Source organism: Paenibacillus amylolyticus, from assembly GCF_047302515.1.
Lineage (GTDB): Bacteria > Bacillota > Bacilli > Paenibacillales > Paenibacillaceae > Paenibacillus > Paenibacillus amylolyticus_G.
This window is the reverse complement of sequence record NZ_CP168019.1, coordinates 4133792-4148588: the sequence shown is the minus strand read 5'-3', so window position 1 is coordinate 4148588 and position 14797 is coordinate 4133792. Positions and strand designations below refer to the sequence as shown.

The window sequence follows — 14797 nt, the reverse complement described above, 5'->3', positions numbered from 1 at the left end:
TTGTTTTTATGCTACCATCTGTGCAGAATCAAAGTGAGATGTACTTGTTACATAGAAGGGCGGACAACGATATGAAACATCTGCTGCTGGCAGACGATGATGCCAATATTCGAGCACTCCTGCGGCATGTCATGACCAAGGAAGGGTATCGGGTTCATGAAGCGCAGGATGGATTGGAAGCGGTCAAGCTGATGCAAGAAACACCGATCGATCTGGCAATCCTCGATGTGATGATGCCCGGCATGGACGGACTGGAGTTATGTGATTTCATACGGCAGCACTACGATATTCCAATTATGTTGCTGACGGCACGAGATCAGCTATCCGACAAGAGAAACGGTTATCTGAAAGGAACGGATGAATATGTGACCAAGCCGTTTGAACCTGAAGAACTGGTCTACCGGGTAAAGGCGTTATTTCGTCGGTACCATCGCACATCCAGCGATATCATCCGTATGAACCGAATCGTCATTGACCGCAACAATGTGGAAGTTACGGATGGGCAATCCATTCTCTTTTTGCCAATGAAAGAATTTGAATTACTCTCACAGCTTGCCCAGTTTCCGGGGCGTTTGTTCTCGCGGGATGAGCTCATTCGGCTCGTATGGGGAGCAGATTACGAAGGAGATGACCGTACCGTTGATGTGCACATCAAGCGGCTGCGTGATCGATTTGCCGATTATACGGACGATTTCATCATCCAGACTGTGCGGGGTATTGGTTACAAGATGGAGGTGAAAGCACCTTGAGGACCTTGTACGTCCGGGTATTCCTCATTACAATTGCGGTGATTATGGTCAGCGGCATGCTCGGTTTTCTTTTGTCCAACATCTACTATCATACAAAGCTCAAGGATTTCAATGATGAGAAGCTGGTGGGCATCGCGACGCATATGAAGCAATTTGTGGAGCAGCAACCCGGCACGATGGAGCAGTATTTGAACAATGCCGCCGCACTTGGGTACGAAATCTATGTGACGGATGGAAAAGGCAACGACCAATTCTACGGCCGCGAATTTCGAGAGAAAGATTTGGACAAGCAAGCCGTAGAACTGGTGTTGAATGGTGAGGTATACCATGGCGTCGCCCAGTTTCCAAGCAAACCGTTCATTACCGGATTCTTCGATAATCAATTAAGCAATACCGTGGGTGTTCATCTACAGTTGGGCAATGCCAATTACGCTCTCTTTATGCGCCCAGATGTAATTTTGCAATTCGGTGAGCTGCGGATCTTTTTTGCGCTGATTGGAGCATTGACGATAGGTATTAGTATCCTGATCTTTCTGATCAGTACCCGCTATCTGGTCAATCCGATTGAACGTCTGTCCGAGGCGACCAAGCGCGTTGCGCAAGGAAAATATAATTTGAAATTGCCTACCGCAAGGCGGGATGAGATTGGACAGCTGGCCCAGCATTTCATGACCATGAGTCGTGAATTGGAGAGGGTCGATCAGGCGCGGCAGCAGTTTGTATCCAACGTATCGCATGAGATTCAATCGCCGCTGACCTCGATTCAGGGTTTTGCCCAATTGGTGGCGGATCGGGATCTGCCCGAACAGGAACGAGAGCACTATGCATCAATCATTGAGGAGGAGAGTCGTCATCTCTCTTTGCTCAGCAAACAACTGCTTCTCCTGTCCTCCCTTGAACAAGGCAACGAAGATCTGTCCAAAGTAAAGTTCTCTTTGCGAGATCAATTCCGGCAAGCGGTTCAGGTGTTGCAATGGCAATTGGAAGAAAAAGAACTATTGCTTCGGATTTCGGTGCCCGAGTCCATCCAGCTGGTTGGCAATGAAGTGCTGCTCATGCAAGTTTGGATGAATCTATTGGGCAATGCGGTGAACCATCTACCACAGGGAAGAAGCATCGAGATTCACGCAGAGCAGACGGATAACCAGTGTGTGATTCAGATTCGGGATACAGGAGACGGGATTGCTGCAGAGCATCTACCTTTCCTGTTCGATCGATTCTATCGGGTGGATCGTGCGAGGGAACGTTCTTCTGGACGAACCGGACTTGGACTTGCCATTGTGCAGAAAATTATCCGAATTCATGACGGTACAATCGAGGTTTCCAGTTCGCCAGAGGGTACGGTCTTTATCGTGACACTTCCGCAGATGTAATCTGTTATTCATTTGCCGTTCATTTTCGCCTCCTATACTTGGGTTATCAAGAGGGAGGTCACAGAACATGTACTTGGCTATTCGGGAAATGAGGTATGCCAAAGGGCGCTATGCCTTAATCGCTACAATCATGGTACTGGTTTCATTTCTGGTACTGTTTGTTACAGGTCTTGCACAGGGGCTGGCTTATGATAACGCAGCTTCGGTCAAAAATATGGCAGCAACCCACTTTGTGCTGGAGCAGGATTCGAATCATCGGTTCACCCGGTCACAAGTGGATCAGGATCAACTTAATCAAGCTCGCTCCGTGGTGGGGCAAGAGAACGCTGAGCCACTCGGTGTGAAAATGACAACCGTCAGTCCAACCGGCGACACAAAAAAGATTGATGTCACGCTGTTCATGGTTAATCCGGAGGGCTGGCTTGCTCCAACGGTGACTGAAGGGTCTCCGATTACGGATCAGACAAAAGGGCAGGTTGTGGTGGACCAAAAGTTGTCTGAATCTGGTGTCACAATTGGTACCGTCTTGGTCGATCAAGCTTCGGGAACGGAGTGGACCGTTGGTGGATTTGTACAAAATGAGTCCTTCAGTCACTCCCCGGTGGTATTCCTGAATGAACAGGAATGGCTCGCACTCCAGGGAAGTTCACGAACTTCGCAAGGTTCAACGGACACCAATGCCAATGCTCCGATGTACAATGCCATTGCTATCAAGGATGGGGGCGAGCAGGTAGACCGCTTGAGTACTGCAATGCCTAATACGGAAGTCATCACAAAGTCGGATGCCGTATCGGCTATTCCTGGATATAAGGAAGAACAGGGATCATTGCTCATGATGATCGCTTTTCTATATGTCATCTCGGCGTTTGTGCTTGCGGTATTCTTCTATGTCATCACGATTCAGAAAACAAGTCAGTTCGGCATATTAAAAGCCATCGGAACGCGGAATGGTTATCTGGCGGGTAGCGTTTCGTTACAAGTCTTGGTCTTGTCAGTTGGTAGTCTGGTCATTAGTGTACTGTTGGTTCGACTGTTCGAGTCCATTCTTCCTGCATCGATGCCGTTTCAATTAGGCTTGTCCACCCTTGCTCTGACCTGTGTGTTATTCATACTCATGTCTGTGGCGGGTTCGTTATTCTCGGTGTGGAAGGTTACCAAAATTGATGCACTTGATGCGATTGGGAGGACAGCAGCATGAGAAACCGATTGGTATTACAGGGAATTACACAGACCTTTGAAGATGGCGGCAGCAAACGCACGATTCTGGACAAGCTGGATCTTGAGGTTGCTGAAGGGGAACTTGTGGCCGTAATGGGGCCTTCCGGCTCGGGTAAAAGTACATTCCTGTCCATTGCTGGCGCACTTCTTGAACCAACGGAAGGACAGGTTTTGCTGGACGGGGCTTCTATTATGGGCAAAAGCAAACAAGATATATCCGATATGCGGCTTCAGCAACTCGGTTTTATCTTTCAAAGTGCCAACCTCATTCCGTATCTGAAAGTAGAAGAACAACTGATGGTGGTCGCAAAGCTCGCCGGAACGGATAAAAATAAGGCGGAGAAACGAGTGGATGAGCTGCTGGATACGGTGGGGTTGACCCATCGGAGGAAGGCATATGCGGAGAAGCTGTCTGGCGGGGAACGTCAGCGGGTCGCCATTGCAAGGGCGTTGATGAACGATCCGGCTGTCCTGCTCGCAGATGAACCGACAGCCAGTCTGGATGCGGAACGTGGGCTGGATATTGTCGGCATGATTGCACGGCTCGTGAAAGAGCAGGGCAAGAGTGCAGTGATGGTTACGCATGATGAGCGGATTTTGCCGCTCTGTAGCCGGGTTCTTTTTTTGGAAAATGGGAAACTAGTGCAGGATTAGAAGGAGAATGGCCTGAGAGTCTGGAGAGAACACTGTTCCAAGGCTTAAGGGCAGAGCACGTAAGAAGAGGGTCACGTATTCCCGGTGGGATGGTGGCCTTCTTTCTGTGTTTTCGACTATAATTGGAAGAATAGTGGAATTAGATAGAGAGGATCGGGTGCGGATGAGTAGCTTGAGTGCGGAATTATTTCCGGCGCTGAGTACGTCAATTCATTGGGGAATTATTGAGGCAGAGTTCAGATTAAACGAGATCGTGGATGAAACGCTGGTGAGTAATATTAGCATCATTCCGTTTGTCGGGGATCAATGTGTGGTCTTCCAACTGGATAATGGAGACTGGGAGCTGCCTGGGGGCACGCTTGAAGCAGGTGAGCATTACATGGATGGACTGAAACGCGAACTGATGGAGGAACTTGGGGCAGAAATGCGGTCCTATCAGATCTTTGGTCAATTCTATTGCACATCCAGTGCTTTGGAACCGTATCGACCGCATATTCCGCATCCCCATTTTGTACGAATCATCGGATATGGAGATGTTGAACTTGTCGGTGATCCGCTGAATCCGGAGGATGGCGAGCAGGTGGTCGCGGTGGAAGTGGTAGAGATTGATGAAGCGATCCGAAGATTCCAGGAACAGAACAGACATGACATTGCAGAAATGTACAAACTGGCTCATATGCTACGAGAAGAAGCTAAATAGTATTTTTATAAAATGGAACAGGCATGATTCTGAAAACTTTGCCTTGGGAGTGATATCTAGTGCAGGAACTTTTTAAGAAGATCATCAATACAGAAGTCAAACCCGTATTTGCCAAACACGGCTATTCCAAGAAAAATCTGAATTTCTACAAAGCAGATGGAAATCTCGCATACAAGTTCAACATTCAAAGAGCAAAGTATAACACCAGTCGTCAAGTCCAGTTTTATGTTAATTGTGGTGTTCATTCCACCGAACTTGCGGAGTTGCATTCCGTTGGATTGAATGGAGACATATTGGAGTTCGTATCTCATTTCACCTGCCGAATCAGAGAAATAGCCCCTGCCGCTCCGGCCCACTATACCTTAACGCCTGATATCGATCCAGACGCTTTATCGAAAGAACTAGTGTCACATTTGGAAGAGGGCATGTCATTTTTACACTCGCTAACAGGGGCCAGAGATATAGTCCATTATTATATGGATAAGACAGCGCTACATTTAAGCGAAGTAACCTTCCGCTTCCTGCTAAAAGCCGGCGAAACGGAAGAAGCCAAGCATTATTTACAGCAACTGTACGCCAAATACGGATCCGAAAAGCGCTGGACGATATTAGAAAAGAAATATGCAGCCGTTTTTGCCGAGTACGGAATGTAAGTTTTGCTCCAGACAAATAGCCAAAATGAGAGGGGATAACATATGAACGATACTCAATATAATTTAAATTTTGAGAAACTGTGTAATGAATTACAGCTTGGTGAATTGATCAGTTCACCCAAACCGATTTCAGGTGGACTTCTTCATCGAATGTACGCCATTGAAACGACGCAAGCTAATTATGCAGTTAAGGCATTGAATCCCCAGATTATGATAAGACCTACTGCTGTGCAAAATTATATTGATTCAGAAAAAATCGCAAGCGTGGCAGCTGAACATATCCATGCTCAACCTGCAAAAAGGTTAAAGGGTGCTTCTATGCATAACCTTGATAATCAATTCTATCTAATTTTTGATTGGATTGAGGGGCAACGCTTGGAACAAGATGAAGTTACTATCAATAACAGTTCTCTGATGGGAACGATCCTTGCAGATATCCATAAAACGGATTTTAGACAACTAGAATTGGATAGTTCACAGGCGACTAATTCTAAAAAAATAGATTGGATGTTTTATCTGAACAAAGGAAGAAATGAGAATTCGGAATGGATTAAGATTTTGGACTCCAATATGGATAAGCTGTATGAGTGGAGCATGAAAGCTAAGAATTCATCTTCAATGCTAGCATCCAATAATGTTATTAGTCACAGAGATCTGGAACCTAAGAATGTGATGTGGAGACAAGACATACCTATTATTATAGATTGGGAATCGGCAGGTTATATTAATCCGATGCATGATCTGGTAGAAACAGCTGTGTATTGGTCAGTAGATAGCGCTGGAAGTATAAACGAGGAAAAGTTCTTGGCTTTTATAAGTGGATATAAGAAGCGAGTGGGGAGTCTAACAGCCAATTGGGAAGTGGTTCTGGATATTGGTTTTGCTGGAAAGTTGGACTGGCTCGAGTATAGTCTTAAACGGTCACTGTGGATTGAATGTACGGATATAGAGGAACAGTTAGTGGTACATCACAAGTCATTTGGACTTTAGAGGCTTTAAAACAATATGAAAATATGATTTCAGATATTAAGAACTGGTTGAATACTTAATTCAGGAGGGGATGCCCACATGGCAAACGATAAAGGAACACTCAAAACATGCGAAAAAGGACATTTGTATTATAAAAAAAGTGATTGCCCAACCTGTCCAACGTGCGAAGCTGAACGTAAACCGACAGAGGGATTTCTAGCCTTGCTGTCGGCTCCCGCCAGACGTGCCTTGGAGAATGAAGGGATTACAACACTACAGCAACTTGCAGAGTACACGGAGAAAGAGATCTTGAAACTTCACGGAATCGGGCCATCTGCCATGCCCAAACTGCGAAGCGCTTTGGAAGAAGAGGGATTGTCTTTTAAGAAATAACCCTCTTCACGCTGTTCCACTAATCCAAGACGGAAGTAATCTCCTCCATCGTTACCCGATACAACAAGTTACCTTCACTGAGTAGCAGACGATGTTGGCGAAAATCCTGCCGTGCCTGCTTGAAGGGTTGATCATCTTCATTTAACAAATCAATCTTCTGCCCCTTGCTCAATCTTCCGGGCTTCTCCATTTTCTTAAGCACAAACGTCCCATGTTTACGGTACCCGGCGTCGAACAAGAAATGATAACCATCCGTACTGAAGCCAGAGGAACCGGAGATGTTTGGATTCATAAATGTAACGTTGGGTTCACTGGTGCCACCTGAGATACAACCGAGTTCAAAATCGGTATAGAAGTAGAACCAGATCTGCTTCTCATTCACCACATTGAGTGCGTAACAATCCGCGATGTCAGCTTCACGATTTTCATACAGTTTATTGCCATGTTCATCCCAGGCCAACAGACCGCTTGATCCAATTGGATCGCTCCATCCGTAGTTACCAAAAACCCCTTCATCGAAGTAACTGGTCCAGATCGTGCCCTTCTCTGTGACCTGCACACTTTGGATACCGTCTCCCAACAGAAACTCGCGAATTGTATTTCCGTCTAAATCACACACTTTGGCGTTCAGATCATACTGTTCATTTCCGTAATTCGTACAGCGTGCTCCGACGAGCAGCAGATGATCATGTAATGGTTGTACGTAATGATAATTGAACGTCTGTCCCCAAATGACAACTTCCTCGATATTTTGATCTGTCACAATGAGAACTTTGTACGTATAGCTTTGCTTCAATTTACTTTGGACGAACATACCTCGCTCTCTTTCGGGGATCTGATTCATCAGCAGTACATAAACAAGGCCATCACCGCCCCACTGGGTGGAAACGATATCGAAGCCCTCGACATAATTTGAAATGTCGGCAAAAGGTAAAAGTTTTACTTTGGGAATGGGCATCTCCATATCCTCCTTCGTAGTCCAATGCAGAGTCACCATCTGTATCTGTATAAAAGGATTATGACGTACACGTACTAAACTGAACATGGCGGAAGTATAGCGAAGGTCTACTTTGGCCTTTACAGCTTATAAGTATGATGTTTTGAAATGGCTGATTCGTCCTTGACACGTGTAGTACAATAAGGAAGTTGTGTAAAATTCTATATAAGAGGAGGGCGGAGAAATCGTTATAAGGAGAGTGTTAAAATACATACAACGCACGTGAAGTAAGGGGTAAGAATCACCCGTAGATTCAATTTGCAATTACGAGGAAGACTCATCTCAGAAAAACAAAACTGGTTAAGGAAGTGTTACAAGGTGGAACCACATATTCAAGAGCAAAAGACAGACTACCGTCCACTAGGCGTATCGGGCTTAGGTGGTTGGCTGATTCTCGTCCAGATTGGATTATTTCTTACGTTGATTTTCCTGGCACTCCAATTGGTTCTATATTGTTTGCCCATGCTTACAACAGAGACTTGGGAGTTGCTAACTTCGAAGCAATCTGAATATTATCACCCGTTATGGGGACCGGTCGTTATTTTTGAAACGGTATATAACGCACTGTTTTTAGTGTTTAGCATATATACTATCATTGCTTTGTATAGTAAAAAATCGATCTTTCCTCGTCTTATGATCATGTTTTATAGTGTCAGTCTAGCCGTTAGTATCATTGATTATTTATTGTTGCTTCAGATTCCAATGGCAAGAGAACTTGAGGATGGAAGCTCGTTAAGAGATATTGGCAAGTCGGTACTTACTTGTGCCATCTGGATTCCTTATTTTATCAAATCAGAGCGAGTTCATAACACATTTGTAAGATAATTGGTAAGCAGGAAATACCCGATCTTGGATAGAAGCTATCTGAGATCGGGTTTATTGTATATATGCCGGACTAGTCATACAGTGTAAAGGTATATTGTTCATCATAGAAGTGAAAAGGAGGAGAGATCTTGAAAATTTACCTGGTAAGGCATGGGATGGATGAGGAAGGGTATCGAGGCGGATGGAGTGATCGTGGACTTACGGAACAGGGAATCAATCAATCCAGGAAACTGGGAGAGCATTTGCATCATCATGCTGAGGAGTACAACATACATACGATTATTAGCAGTGATCTTCCTCGTGCAGTGCAGACTACACGGGAAATTGAGAAAAAATTAAACATGCAGGCTAGCTTAATGAAAGATTGGCGGGAGATGAATAACGGAGATTTGGCAGGCATGCTCCATAAGGATGCTGAAGAGCATTACCCAGGGATTTATTTCAATACTCTTGAGATGGACTCCCCGTTTCCGGGAGGAGAAAGCCCAAGGGATTTTTATAACCGGATAAGCACAGCTTTCGAGAGTCTTTTCAGAGGTTTAGAGGAGAAAACAGTAGAGTCCAATGTTCTATTAATTACTCACGGCGGAGTGATTAATATTCTGTATTATCTGCTTGAGAAGAAGGAATGGAGCAATAAGTCCAGCTTTTATCCCATGGACAACACCAGTGTACATACCGTTGAAAAGGGAAGGCATGGTTGGAAACTTAGCAGCGTAAATGTGTTAAGTCATCTAGGTTAGTTGTTTTTCCATGTTAAATAGAAGACGGAGGCGATGACATGAGCGATAAACCAATTGAACTGTTGCAACGTTTAAAATCTTTATCCGGCCCATTTCCAACCTGGGATACGGGGCAGTTGCTGGAGCGGCCGGGGAAGCTATTTTTGGAGTGGTTGAGATTGGCGGTTGAGAACGAAGTGAAAGAACCTCATGCCATGACGATTTCAACCGTGGATCAAGACGGTTATCCCGATGCGCGGGTGTTGATTTTGAAAAACGTAATCGACGAAACGTTTTATTTTGCCTCCAGTTCGGAGAGTCGAAAAGGGCAGCAGTTGAAGGAGAATCCTCATGTCGCTCTGACATTCTACTGGCCTTCCCTTGGAAGACAGATTCGGATAAGGGGAATTGCGGAGGATCGGGGAGATGAAGCGGGCGCTGATGATTTCCGCAAACGTTCAGCTGGAGCGAGAGCAGTTGCTATGATAGGGCATCAGAGTGAGGTTTTGGATAGCGAGGAAGTGTTGGATAGTTCCATTGAAGCTCAGAAGGAAAAGATAAGTCATGACCCCGATGTCGTTACACCTCATTGGCGTTTATATGCCGTGAATGCACAAGAGGTGGAGTTTTGGCAGGGAGATTCGGAGCGCAAGCATGTACGAGTCCAATATGTGATGCAAGATGGGCAGTGGAAGTCACTCAGATTGTGGCCTTGATTTTAGAACAGATGAGTCAGGCAACACGGACCGAACTGCTGTGTGTTTCTTTTTCCTAACAATCTGAGGGAGGATAAATCTATGAAAACGATTGAAAGTTTCTTCGAACCATTTCCCGTGTTGGAAACCGAACGGACGTTACTCCGACCTCTTACCTATGATGATCTGGAGGATATGTACAGTTACTGCGTTGTACCTGTTGTATCGGAGTTCACGACCTGGGACGCGCATCAGAGCAAAGAAGACACCAAAGCTTTTTTAGATTTTGTCATGAGTCGCTATGAGACGGATCTAATAGGCCCATGGGGGATTGAAGATAAACACACCAAGAGGCTGATTGGTAGTTGTAACTATCTAGGGTGTGATAGCGATAACAGAAGAGTTGAACTGGGATATGTGTTATCTGATCAATTTTGGAATCAAGGCTACATGACCGAAGTAGTGAAACGAATCATCCAATTTGGATTTGACGAAGTGGGGCTCGAGCGAATCCAGGCCAGATGTTTTGTGGAAAACACAGGTTCTGCCAAGGTCATGGAGAAGGCAGGCATGCGATTCGAAGGTTTGCTGAGGAAATACATGAAGGTAAAAAATGAGCTTCAAGATCTGAAGATGTATGCTATCGTAAAAGAAGACTTCTACTCGTGTTAAATAAAGAACGTGTTATTGAAAGGGCGATCGAGGTTGAACAAAGGAATTCTGTATCTTATGTTATTCATGACCTTTTTAAGTAGCTCAGAAGTGACATACAATCGTAATGCCGTTTCAAAAGAACCTCCTGCATCTCAATCGACTAAGATATTTACTGAGGATGAATTCCAATTTCAGATTAAATCCAAAGATATTACGATTAAATTAGGAAGTACTCGTGAAGTGGTTGAGCAGCAACTTGGAACACATGTAGATTATTATAAGCATACGAATGTCTACCAGTACAAAGATATGATAATTCATTACAAGGATGGCATTGTGGATGGCATCATGATTGATGACCCGGCAAAGTTCAAAACGTACAAAACGCCAAGCGGGATAGGTTATGGCAGTACAGTCCAGGAGGTTTTCAAACAATATGGTAAGACAGCTTTTATAGATACTAAAAAAGGAAAAGTAAAAAGTATTACATATGTCATGGAGAAAAATAAACAAGGTAATTACCATGTTATACCGTCCTTTGATCATGCAATATTGGAAGGAGGATATGAGAACATGAAAGTATTGTCCATGGCATTTGATCAGAAGGGGCGTGTGTCATTCATCATGCTGGCGAGCCATGAGTTTGCCTATAATCCTGAGTTCAACATGGATGACATACAATAGAGGATTATGGTATTACTTAACATCAATCCCGATCGTTGAGGAAATGGTTTTATTTTTGTTTTCATCAAGCAACGTACATAATGTCATATCGTGAACTGGATGCCTTCCGCTATAATCTTCAAGTTATCCAAATGTGGATTGAATGAAGGAACCAGGAGGTACAACGAATTGACGACCAAAAACAGATATAAATCACTCGAACTGGAAACACCCGGCGTATATGAGCTAGAAGGGCTTGAAGTGGGAGTGACATCAAACTGCAATTATAAATGCGACTATTGTTGCGCCTACAATCGGGATGATGGAGCGTGCATCAATAGTCAGGAAGTCATCCGTATTATTCGTGAACTTCCTCGTCTCAAGCGAGTGCGATTGTCAGGGGGAGAAGTTACTCTGAAATTCCAGGATTGCCTGGAGATTGTGACGTACTGTGCAGCACATGGCATTGATACACAATTGAACAGTAATGCCAGTCTGCTGACAGAAGAACGGATTCTTGCGTTGCGTGATGCAGGCTTGTCCAACATTCATATCTCGTTCAATTATACGGATGCGGAGTCGTATGCTGCGTACTACCGCGTGCATCCTCGCATGTATGAAAGGTTGGAGCAGAATATCCGTCTGTGCACGGAAGCCGGTCTGGAGACGGTGCTGGAAACGTTACTATTTGAAGGTAATCAAGCGAACATGCGGGCCATTAGCGATAAGGTGTATGATCTGGGTGTGCGCATCCATGAGATTCAGAACAGTATTAAGATGCCGCATACCGACTGGACCCAGATTGTATCCAAAGAGTCCCTTGTTCGATCTGTTACGGAATTAATTAAACATAAAAAGCCAGATACAACGCTCTATTTCACCTGTATGGACCGCTTCGCTGAACATTTGAATTTGCGCGAACAACCGGGTGTGTATTTCTCTAATTGTGTGGATGGCACGAAACAGCTGCATCTGCACGGCAACGGGGATATTCTCATCTGTGAGTTATGCCATCCAGTTGTGATTGGCAACATCTATACTGGAACGTCTTTGAAGGATATTTATGCCCAACAGCCGCCGGCGTTAACGGAATTTTTGGAAAAGCGGCCATGTCCCGCATACGATGCTCTTTTTGCAGATGCATAACAGGAAGCTTTGTTGAAGATATGTGATATGAATGTTGAACGAAATATGTACACGATAACGTTGACATTTAGGGTTCTATAGATTAAAAAATCAAGGTGATCTGATTTCCTTAATAGGAAAACGGATCACCTTTTTTGATTGAACTATTCATTTACACAATAACTGCGATTGGAAGGTTGTTCTGTCATCGTAGTGTCAGTGTGAATATTCTTTAGTTCAATTGATATGGTTTCAGATTCATTTAAGCTACCCGGCCTAATATGGCCTTAAGACTTAGATGAAGAGGTGAGATTCACATGATGAAGATCTATGAGAAACCAACCCGGAAAGACCCACATAAAAGGCCCATCTCTCCAAGAAAGCGCAGATGGCTCATCATCACACTTGTCATCGTGCTTGCGGTAGGTGGAATCCTGTATAGTCTGGCTGACCGCTACCTGATCCGGCATGTACAGGTGGTTGTAGCGGATGGAAACACAGGAACGCCAATAACAGGCAACACCAATGATTCCAGCAATACTTCGACCACCGCAACTGAAGTGAATGCAACGTCAGATGATTGGAATTATTCGAGTGATGATATGAAAGTCAATATTGAAAAGGTGCAGACGGGTTCTAGCTCGGATCAGATTACGTATTATGTCGCTGATGTTCAGCTAACGGATGCAAGTAGCCTGCGAACTGCGCTGGCAGATAATAGTTTTGGTACTAACATTACCGAGAATACGTCAGAGATTGCCGCTGCCAACAATGCGATCTTTGCCATTAATGGTGACTACTACGGATTCCGCAATGATGGTGTCATTATCCGCAATGGAACATTGTATCGAGACAGCCCTACGCGGGATGCACTTGCCCTGTTCAATGACGGAACGATGAAAACCTATAACGAGAACGAGATTACTTCCTCGGAACTGCTGGCCGAAGGGGCAACCAATACGTTATCCTTTGGACCCATTCTGATTCAGGATGGTGAGATTGTCAGTGATTTTAGCAGTGTGAAAATCGATAATAACTTCGGCAACCGCTCCATTCAGGATGCGAATCCAAGAACTGCGATCGGCATGATTGCTCCGAATCATTATGTCTTCGTGGTGGTGGACGGACGGCAGGACGACAGCCGTGGCATGACCTTGGCAGAACTGGCTGATGTCATGAAAGGCCTCGGAGCAACCGAAGCCTACAATCTGGACGGCGGCGGTTCATCCACGATGTATTTTATGGGCAGAGTTGTCAATAATCCGCTGGGGCGTAACCAGGAACGTGGCGTAAGTGACATTTTATATCTGACGGAGGGACAAGGATCATGACGATATTAATTCCATCATATGAACCCGATGTGCGTTTACTAAATCTTGTTCTGCAGTTACAGACATTTAAGCTTGGACCCATTGTGATTGTAGATGATGGTAGTGGTCCAGGTTACCGTGGAATTTTTGAAACGGCAGAAGCCTACGGCTGTACAGTCCTGACACATCCCGTCAATCTGGGTAAGGGCAGGGCGTTGAAGACAGGCTTTCAGTATATTAAGGAGTACGGACCACAGGGAGGTTTGGTGTGCGCAGATAGTGACGGACAGCATCTCCCACACGATATTAAGCGTATCTTCGAAGTGCTGCTCGCACAGACGACACCAGGAATTGTACTCGGCAGCCGTCGCTTCAGCGGACAAATTCCAGCACGCAGCCGTTTTGGCAACACAATCACACGGGCGGTCTTTTCCCTCACGACAGGTACCAAAGTATATGACACGCAGACCGGTCTACGCGGTTTTCCCTACTCCATGCTGGACTGGCTGAACCAGATTCCCGGGGATCGGTTTGAATACGAGATGAACATGCTGTTAACGGCACACAAGGAAGGGTATGAGATTACGGAGGAGTTCATAGATACGGTGTATCTGGATCACAATGAGTCCTCCCATTTCCGCCCGCTGGTTGATTCATTCCGAATCTATATGCCAATTCTGATGTTCAGCACATCTTCGGTGCTGTCCGCTCTGATTGATTTTGGACTATTATTTGTCATCCAATATTTCACGCATAATCTGTTTCTGTCGGTTGTCGCAGCAAGACTATGCAGCTCCATCTTCAACTATACGATTAATCGGAAGTATGTATTTTCCGCTGGACGAACCTCTAAGGTTCGGCAGTCTTTGCCCAAATACTTCTCACTTGTCCTACTGGTGCTGCTATTAAACTACGGTTTATTGTATTTTTATAATGAAAAATTAATTATCCCACTACTCGCAGCCAAGCTGCTGACCGAGGTATCCATCTTTGTATTCAGCTATTGGGCACAGCGCAGATTTGTCTATTAACTCTGAAGAAAGAGTAAGCCTATGGCTTGCTCTTTTTTGGTTGAAACGGTTTCATATGTACCCCGA

Annotated in this window: 17 protein-coding genes; 16 read left to right on the top strand and 1 reads right to left on the bottom strand. The window is 44.9% G+C overall.

Going from position 1 to position 14797, the window contains the following annotated elements:
* Positions 1-71: 71 nt before the first annotated feature.
* The 8 genes from ACDJ59_RS17985 to ACDJ59_RS17950 all read left to right on the top strand — a co-directional run bounded on the left by ACDJ59_RS17985 (position 72) and on the right by ACDJ59_RS17950 (position 6709).
* Positions 72-749, top strand: a complete 678-nt coding sequence (locus ACDJ59_RS17985; RefSeq protein ID WP_413404625.1) for a response regulator transcription factor — start codon at positions 72-74, stop codon at positions 747-749.
* The gene (locus ACDJ59_RS17980; protein ID WP_413404623.1) at positions 746-2122 is read left to right on the top strand and encodes an ATP-binding protein; all 1377 of its coding nucleotides are present in this window, start codon (positions 746-748) and stop codon (positions 2120-2122) included. The genes ACDJ59_RS17985 and ACDJ59_RS17980 overlap by 4 nt, the downstream gene beginning before the upstream one ends.
* Positions 2123-2189: 67 nt before the next feature.
* The gene (locus tag ACDJ59_RS17975; protein WP_413404621.1) at positions 2190-3320 is read left to right on the top strand and encodes an ABC transporter permease; all 1131 of its coding nucleotides are present in this window, start codon (positions 2190-2192) and stop codon (positions 3318-3320) included.
* The gene (locus tag ACDJ59_RS17970; RefSeq protein WP_413404619.1) at positions 3317-3994 is read left to right on the top strand and encodes an ABC transporter ATP-binding protein; all 678 of its coding nucleotides are present in this window, start codon (positions 3317-3319) and stop codon (positions 3992-3994) included. The genes ACDJ59_RS17975 and ACDJ59_RS17970 overlap by 4 nt, the downstream gene beginning before the upstream one ends.
* Before the next feature lie 163 nt (positions 3995-4157).
* On the top strand, positions 4158-4694 hold the full coding sequence (locus ACDJ59_RS17965) for an NUDIX hydrolase (protein WP_413404617.1): 537 nt from the start codon (positions 4158-4160) through the stop codon (positions 4692-4694).
* Between the two features lie 59 nt (positions 4695-4753).
* Complete coding sequence (locus ACDJ59_RS17960; protein WP_413404615.1) at positions 4754-5347, top strand: DUF4304 domain-containing protein; 594 nt, start codon at positions 4754-4756, stop codon at positions 5345-5347.
* A 42-nt stretch (positions 5348-5389) separates the two neighbouring features.
* Positions 5390-6337 carry a phosphotransferase gene (locus ACDJ59_RS17955; RefSeq protein WP_413404613.1) on the top strand — a complete coding sequence of 316 codons (948 nt, stop codon included), beginning with the start codon at positions 5390-5392 and terminating at the stop codon, positions 6335-6337.
* A 78-nt stretch (positions 6338-6415) separates the two neighbouring features.
* Positions 6416-6709 (top strand): RNA polymerase alpha subunit C-terminal domain-containing protein, encoded by a 294-nt coding sequence (locus ACDJ59_RS17950; protein ID WP_413404611.1) that lies wholly within the window; start codon positions 6416-6418, stop codon positions 6707-6709.
* Between the two features lie 19 nt (positions 6710-6728).
* Here ACDJ59_RS17950 and ACDJ59_RS17945 read toward each other — a convergent pair whose 3' ends face one another.
* A complete protein-coding gene (locus ACDJ59_RS17945) occupies positions 6729-7667 on the bottom strand; it encodes a hypothetical protein (protein WP_413404609.1) in 939 nt (312 codons plus the stop codon).
* 357 nt (positions 7668-8024) lie between these two features.
* Between ACDJ59_RS17945 and ACDJ59_RS17940 the strand changes: the two genes are divergently transcribed.
* From ACDJ59_RS17940 to ACDJ59_RS17905, 8 genes are all read left to right on the top strand, one after another.
* Positions 8025-8531: a DUF2569 domain-containing protein gene (locus tag ACDJ59_RS17940; protein ID WP_413404607.1), complete on the top strand. Its 507-nt coding sequence runs from the start codon at positions 8025-8027 to the stop codon at positions 8529-8531.
* A 128-nt stretch (positions 8532-8659) separates the two neighbouring features.
* The gene (locus ACDJ59_RS17935) at positions 8660-9274 is read left to right on the top strand and encodes a histidine phosphatase family protein (RefSeq protein ID WP_413404606.1); all 615 of its coding nucleotides are present in this window, start codon (positions 8660-8662) and stop codon (positions 9272-9274) included.
* Positions 9275-9312: 38 nt separating this feature from the next.
* On the top strand, positions 9313-9969 hold the full coding sequence (locus ACDJ59_RS17930) for a pyridoxal 5'-phosphate synthase (RefSeq protein ID WP_413404604.1): 657 nt from the start codon (positions 9313-9315) through the stop codon (positions 9967-9969).
* Positions 9970-10050: 81 nt separating this feature from the next.
* The gene (locus ACDJ59_RS17925; protein WP_413404602.1) at positions 10051-10620 is read left to right on the top strand and encodes a GNAT family N-acetyltransferase; all 570 of its coding nucleotides are present in this window, start codon (positions 10051-10053) and stop codon (positions 10618-10620) included.
* 33 nt (positions 10621-10653) lie between these two features.
* The gene (locus ACDJ59_RS17920) at positions 10654-11286 is read left to right on the top strand and encodes a hypothetical protein (RefSeq protein WP_413404600.1); all 633 of its coding nucleotides are present in this window, start codon (positions 10654-10656) and stop codon (positions 11284-11286) included.
* A 168-nt stretch (positions 11287-11454) separates the two neighbouring features.
* A complete protein-coding gene (locus ACDJ59_RS17915; RefSeq protein ID WP_413404598.1) occupies positions 11455-12411 on the top strand; it encodes a radical SAM protein in 957 nt (318 codons plus the stop codon).
* Positions 12412-12707: 296 nt separating this feature from the next.
* Complete coding sequence (locus ACDJ59_RS17910) at positions 12708-13721, top strand: phosphodiester glycosidase family protein (RefSeq protein ID WP_413404596.1); 1014 nt, start codon at positions 12708-12710, stop codon at positions 13719-13721.
* Complete coding sequence (locus ACDJ59_RS17905; RefSeq protein ID WP_413404594.1) at positions 13718-14731, top strand: GtrA family protein; 1014 nt, start codon at positions 13718-13720, stop codon at positions 14729-14731. Before ACDJ59_RS17910 ends, ACDJ59_RS17905 begins: the two co-directional genes overlap by 4 nt.
* Positions 14732-14797: the final 66 nt, after the last annotated feature.

What these genes read in the sequence shown, in the direction of transcription:
- ACDJ59_RS17970 (WP_413404619.1), top strand. Translation starts at nt 3,317, where the DNA reads ATGAGAAACCGATTGGTATTACAGGGAATTACACAGACCTTTGAAGAT.
- ACDJ59_RS17955 (WP_413404613.1), top strand. Translation starts at nt 5,390, where the DNA reads ATGAACGATACTCAATATAATTTAAATTTTGAGAAACTGTGTAATGAA.
- ACDJ59_RS17905 (WP_413404594.1), top strand. Translation starts at nt 13,718, where the DNA reads ATGACGATATTAATTCCATCATATGAACCCGATGTGCGTTTACTAAAT.
- ACDJ59_RS17985 (WP_413404625.1), top strand. Translation starts at nt 72, where the DNA reads ATGAAACATCTGCTGCTGGCAGACGATGATGCCAATATTCGAGCACTC.
- ACDJ59_RS17945 (WP_413404609.1), bottom strand. Translation starts at nt 7,667, where the DNA reads ATGCCCATTCCCAAAGTAAAACTTTTACCTTTTGCCGACATTTCAAAT.
- ACDJ59_RS17930 (WP_413404604.1), top strand. Translation starts at nt 9,313, where the DNA reads ATGAGCGATAAACCAATTGAACTGTTGCAACGTTTAAAATCTTTATCC.
- ACDJ59_RS17910 (WP_413404596.1), top strand. Translation starts at nt 12,708, where the DNA reads ATGATGAAGATCTATGAGAAACCAACCCGGAAAGACCCACATAAAAGG.
- ACDJ59_RS17925 (WP_413404602.1), top strand. Translation starts at nt 10,051, where the DNA reads ATGAAAACGATTGAAAGTTTCTTCGAACCATTTCCCGTGTTGGAAACC.
- ACDJ59_RS17975 (WP_413404621.1), top strand. Translation starts at nt 2,190, where the DNA reads ATGTACTTGGCTATTCGGGAAATGAGGTATGCCAAAGGGCGCTATGCC.
- ACDJ59_RS17965 (WP_413404617.1), top strand. Translation starts at nt 4,158, where the DNA reads ATGAGTAGCTTGAGTGCGGAATTATTTCCGGCGCTGAGTACGTCAATT.
- ACDJ59_RS17950 (WP_413404611.1), top strand. Translation starts at nt 6,416, where the DNA reads ATGGCAAACGATAAAGGAACACTCAAAACATGCGAAAAAGGACATTTG.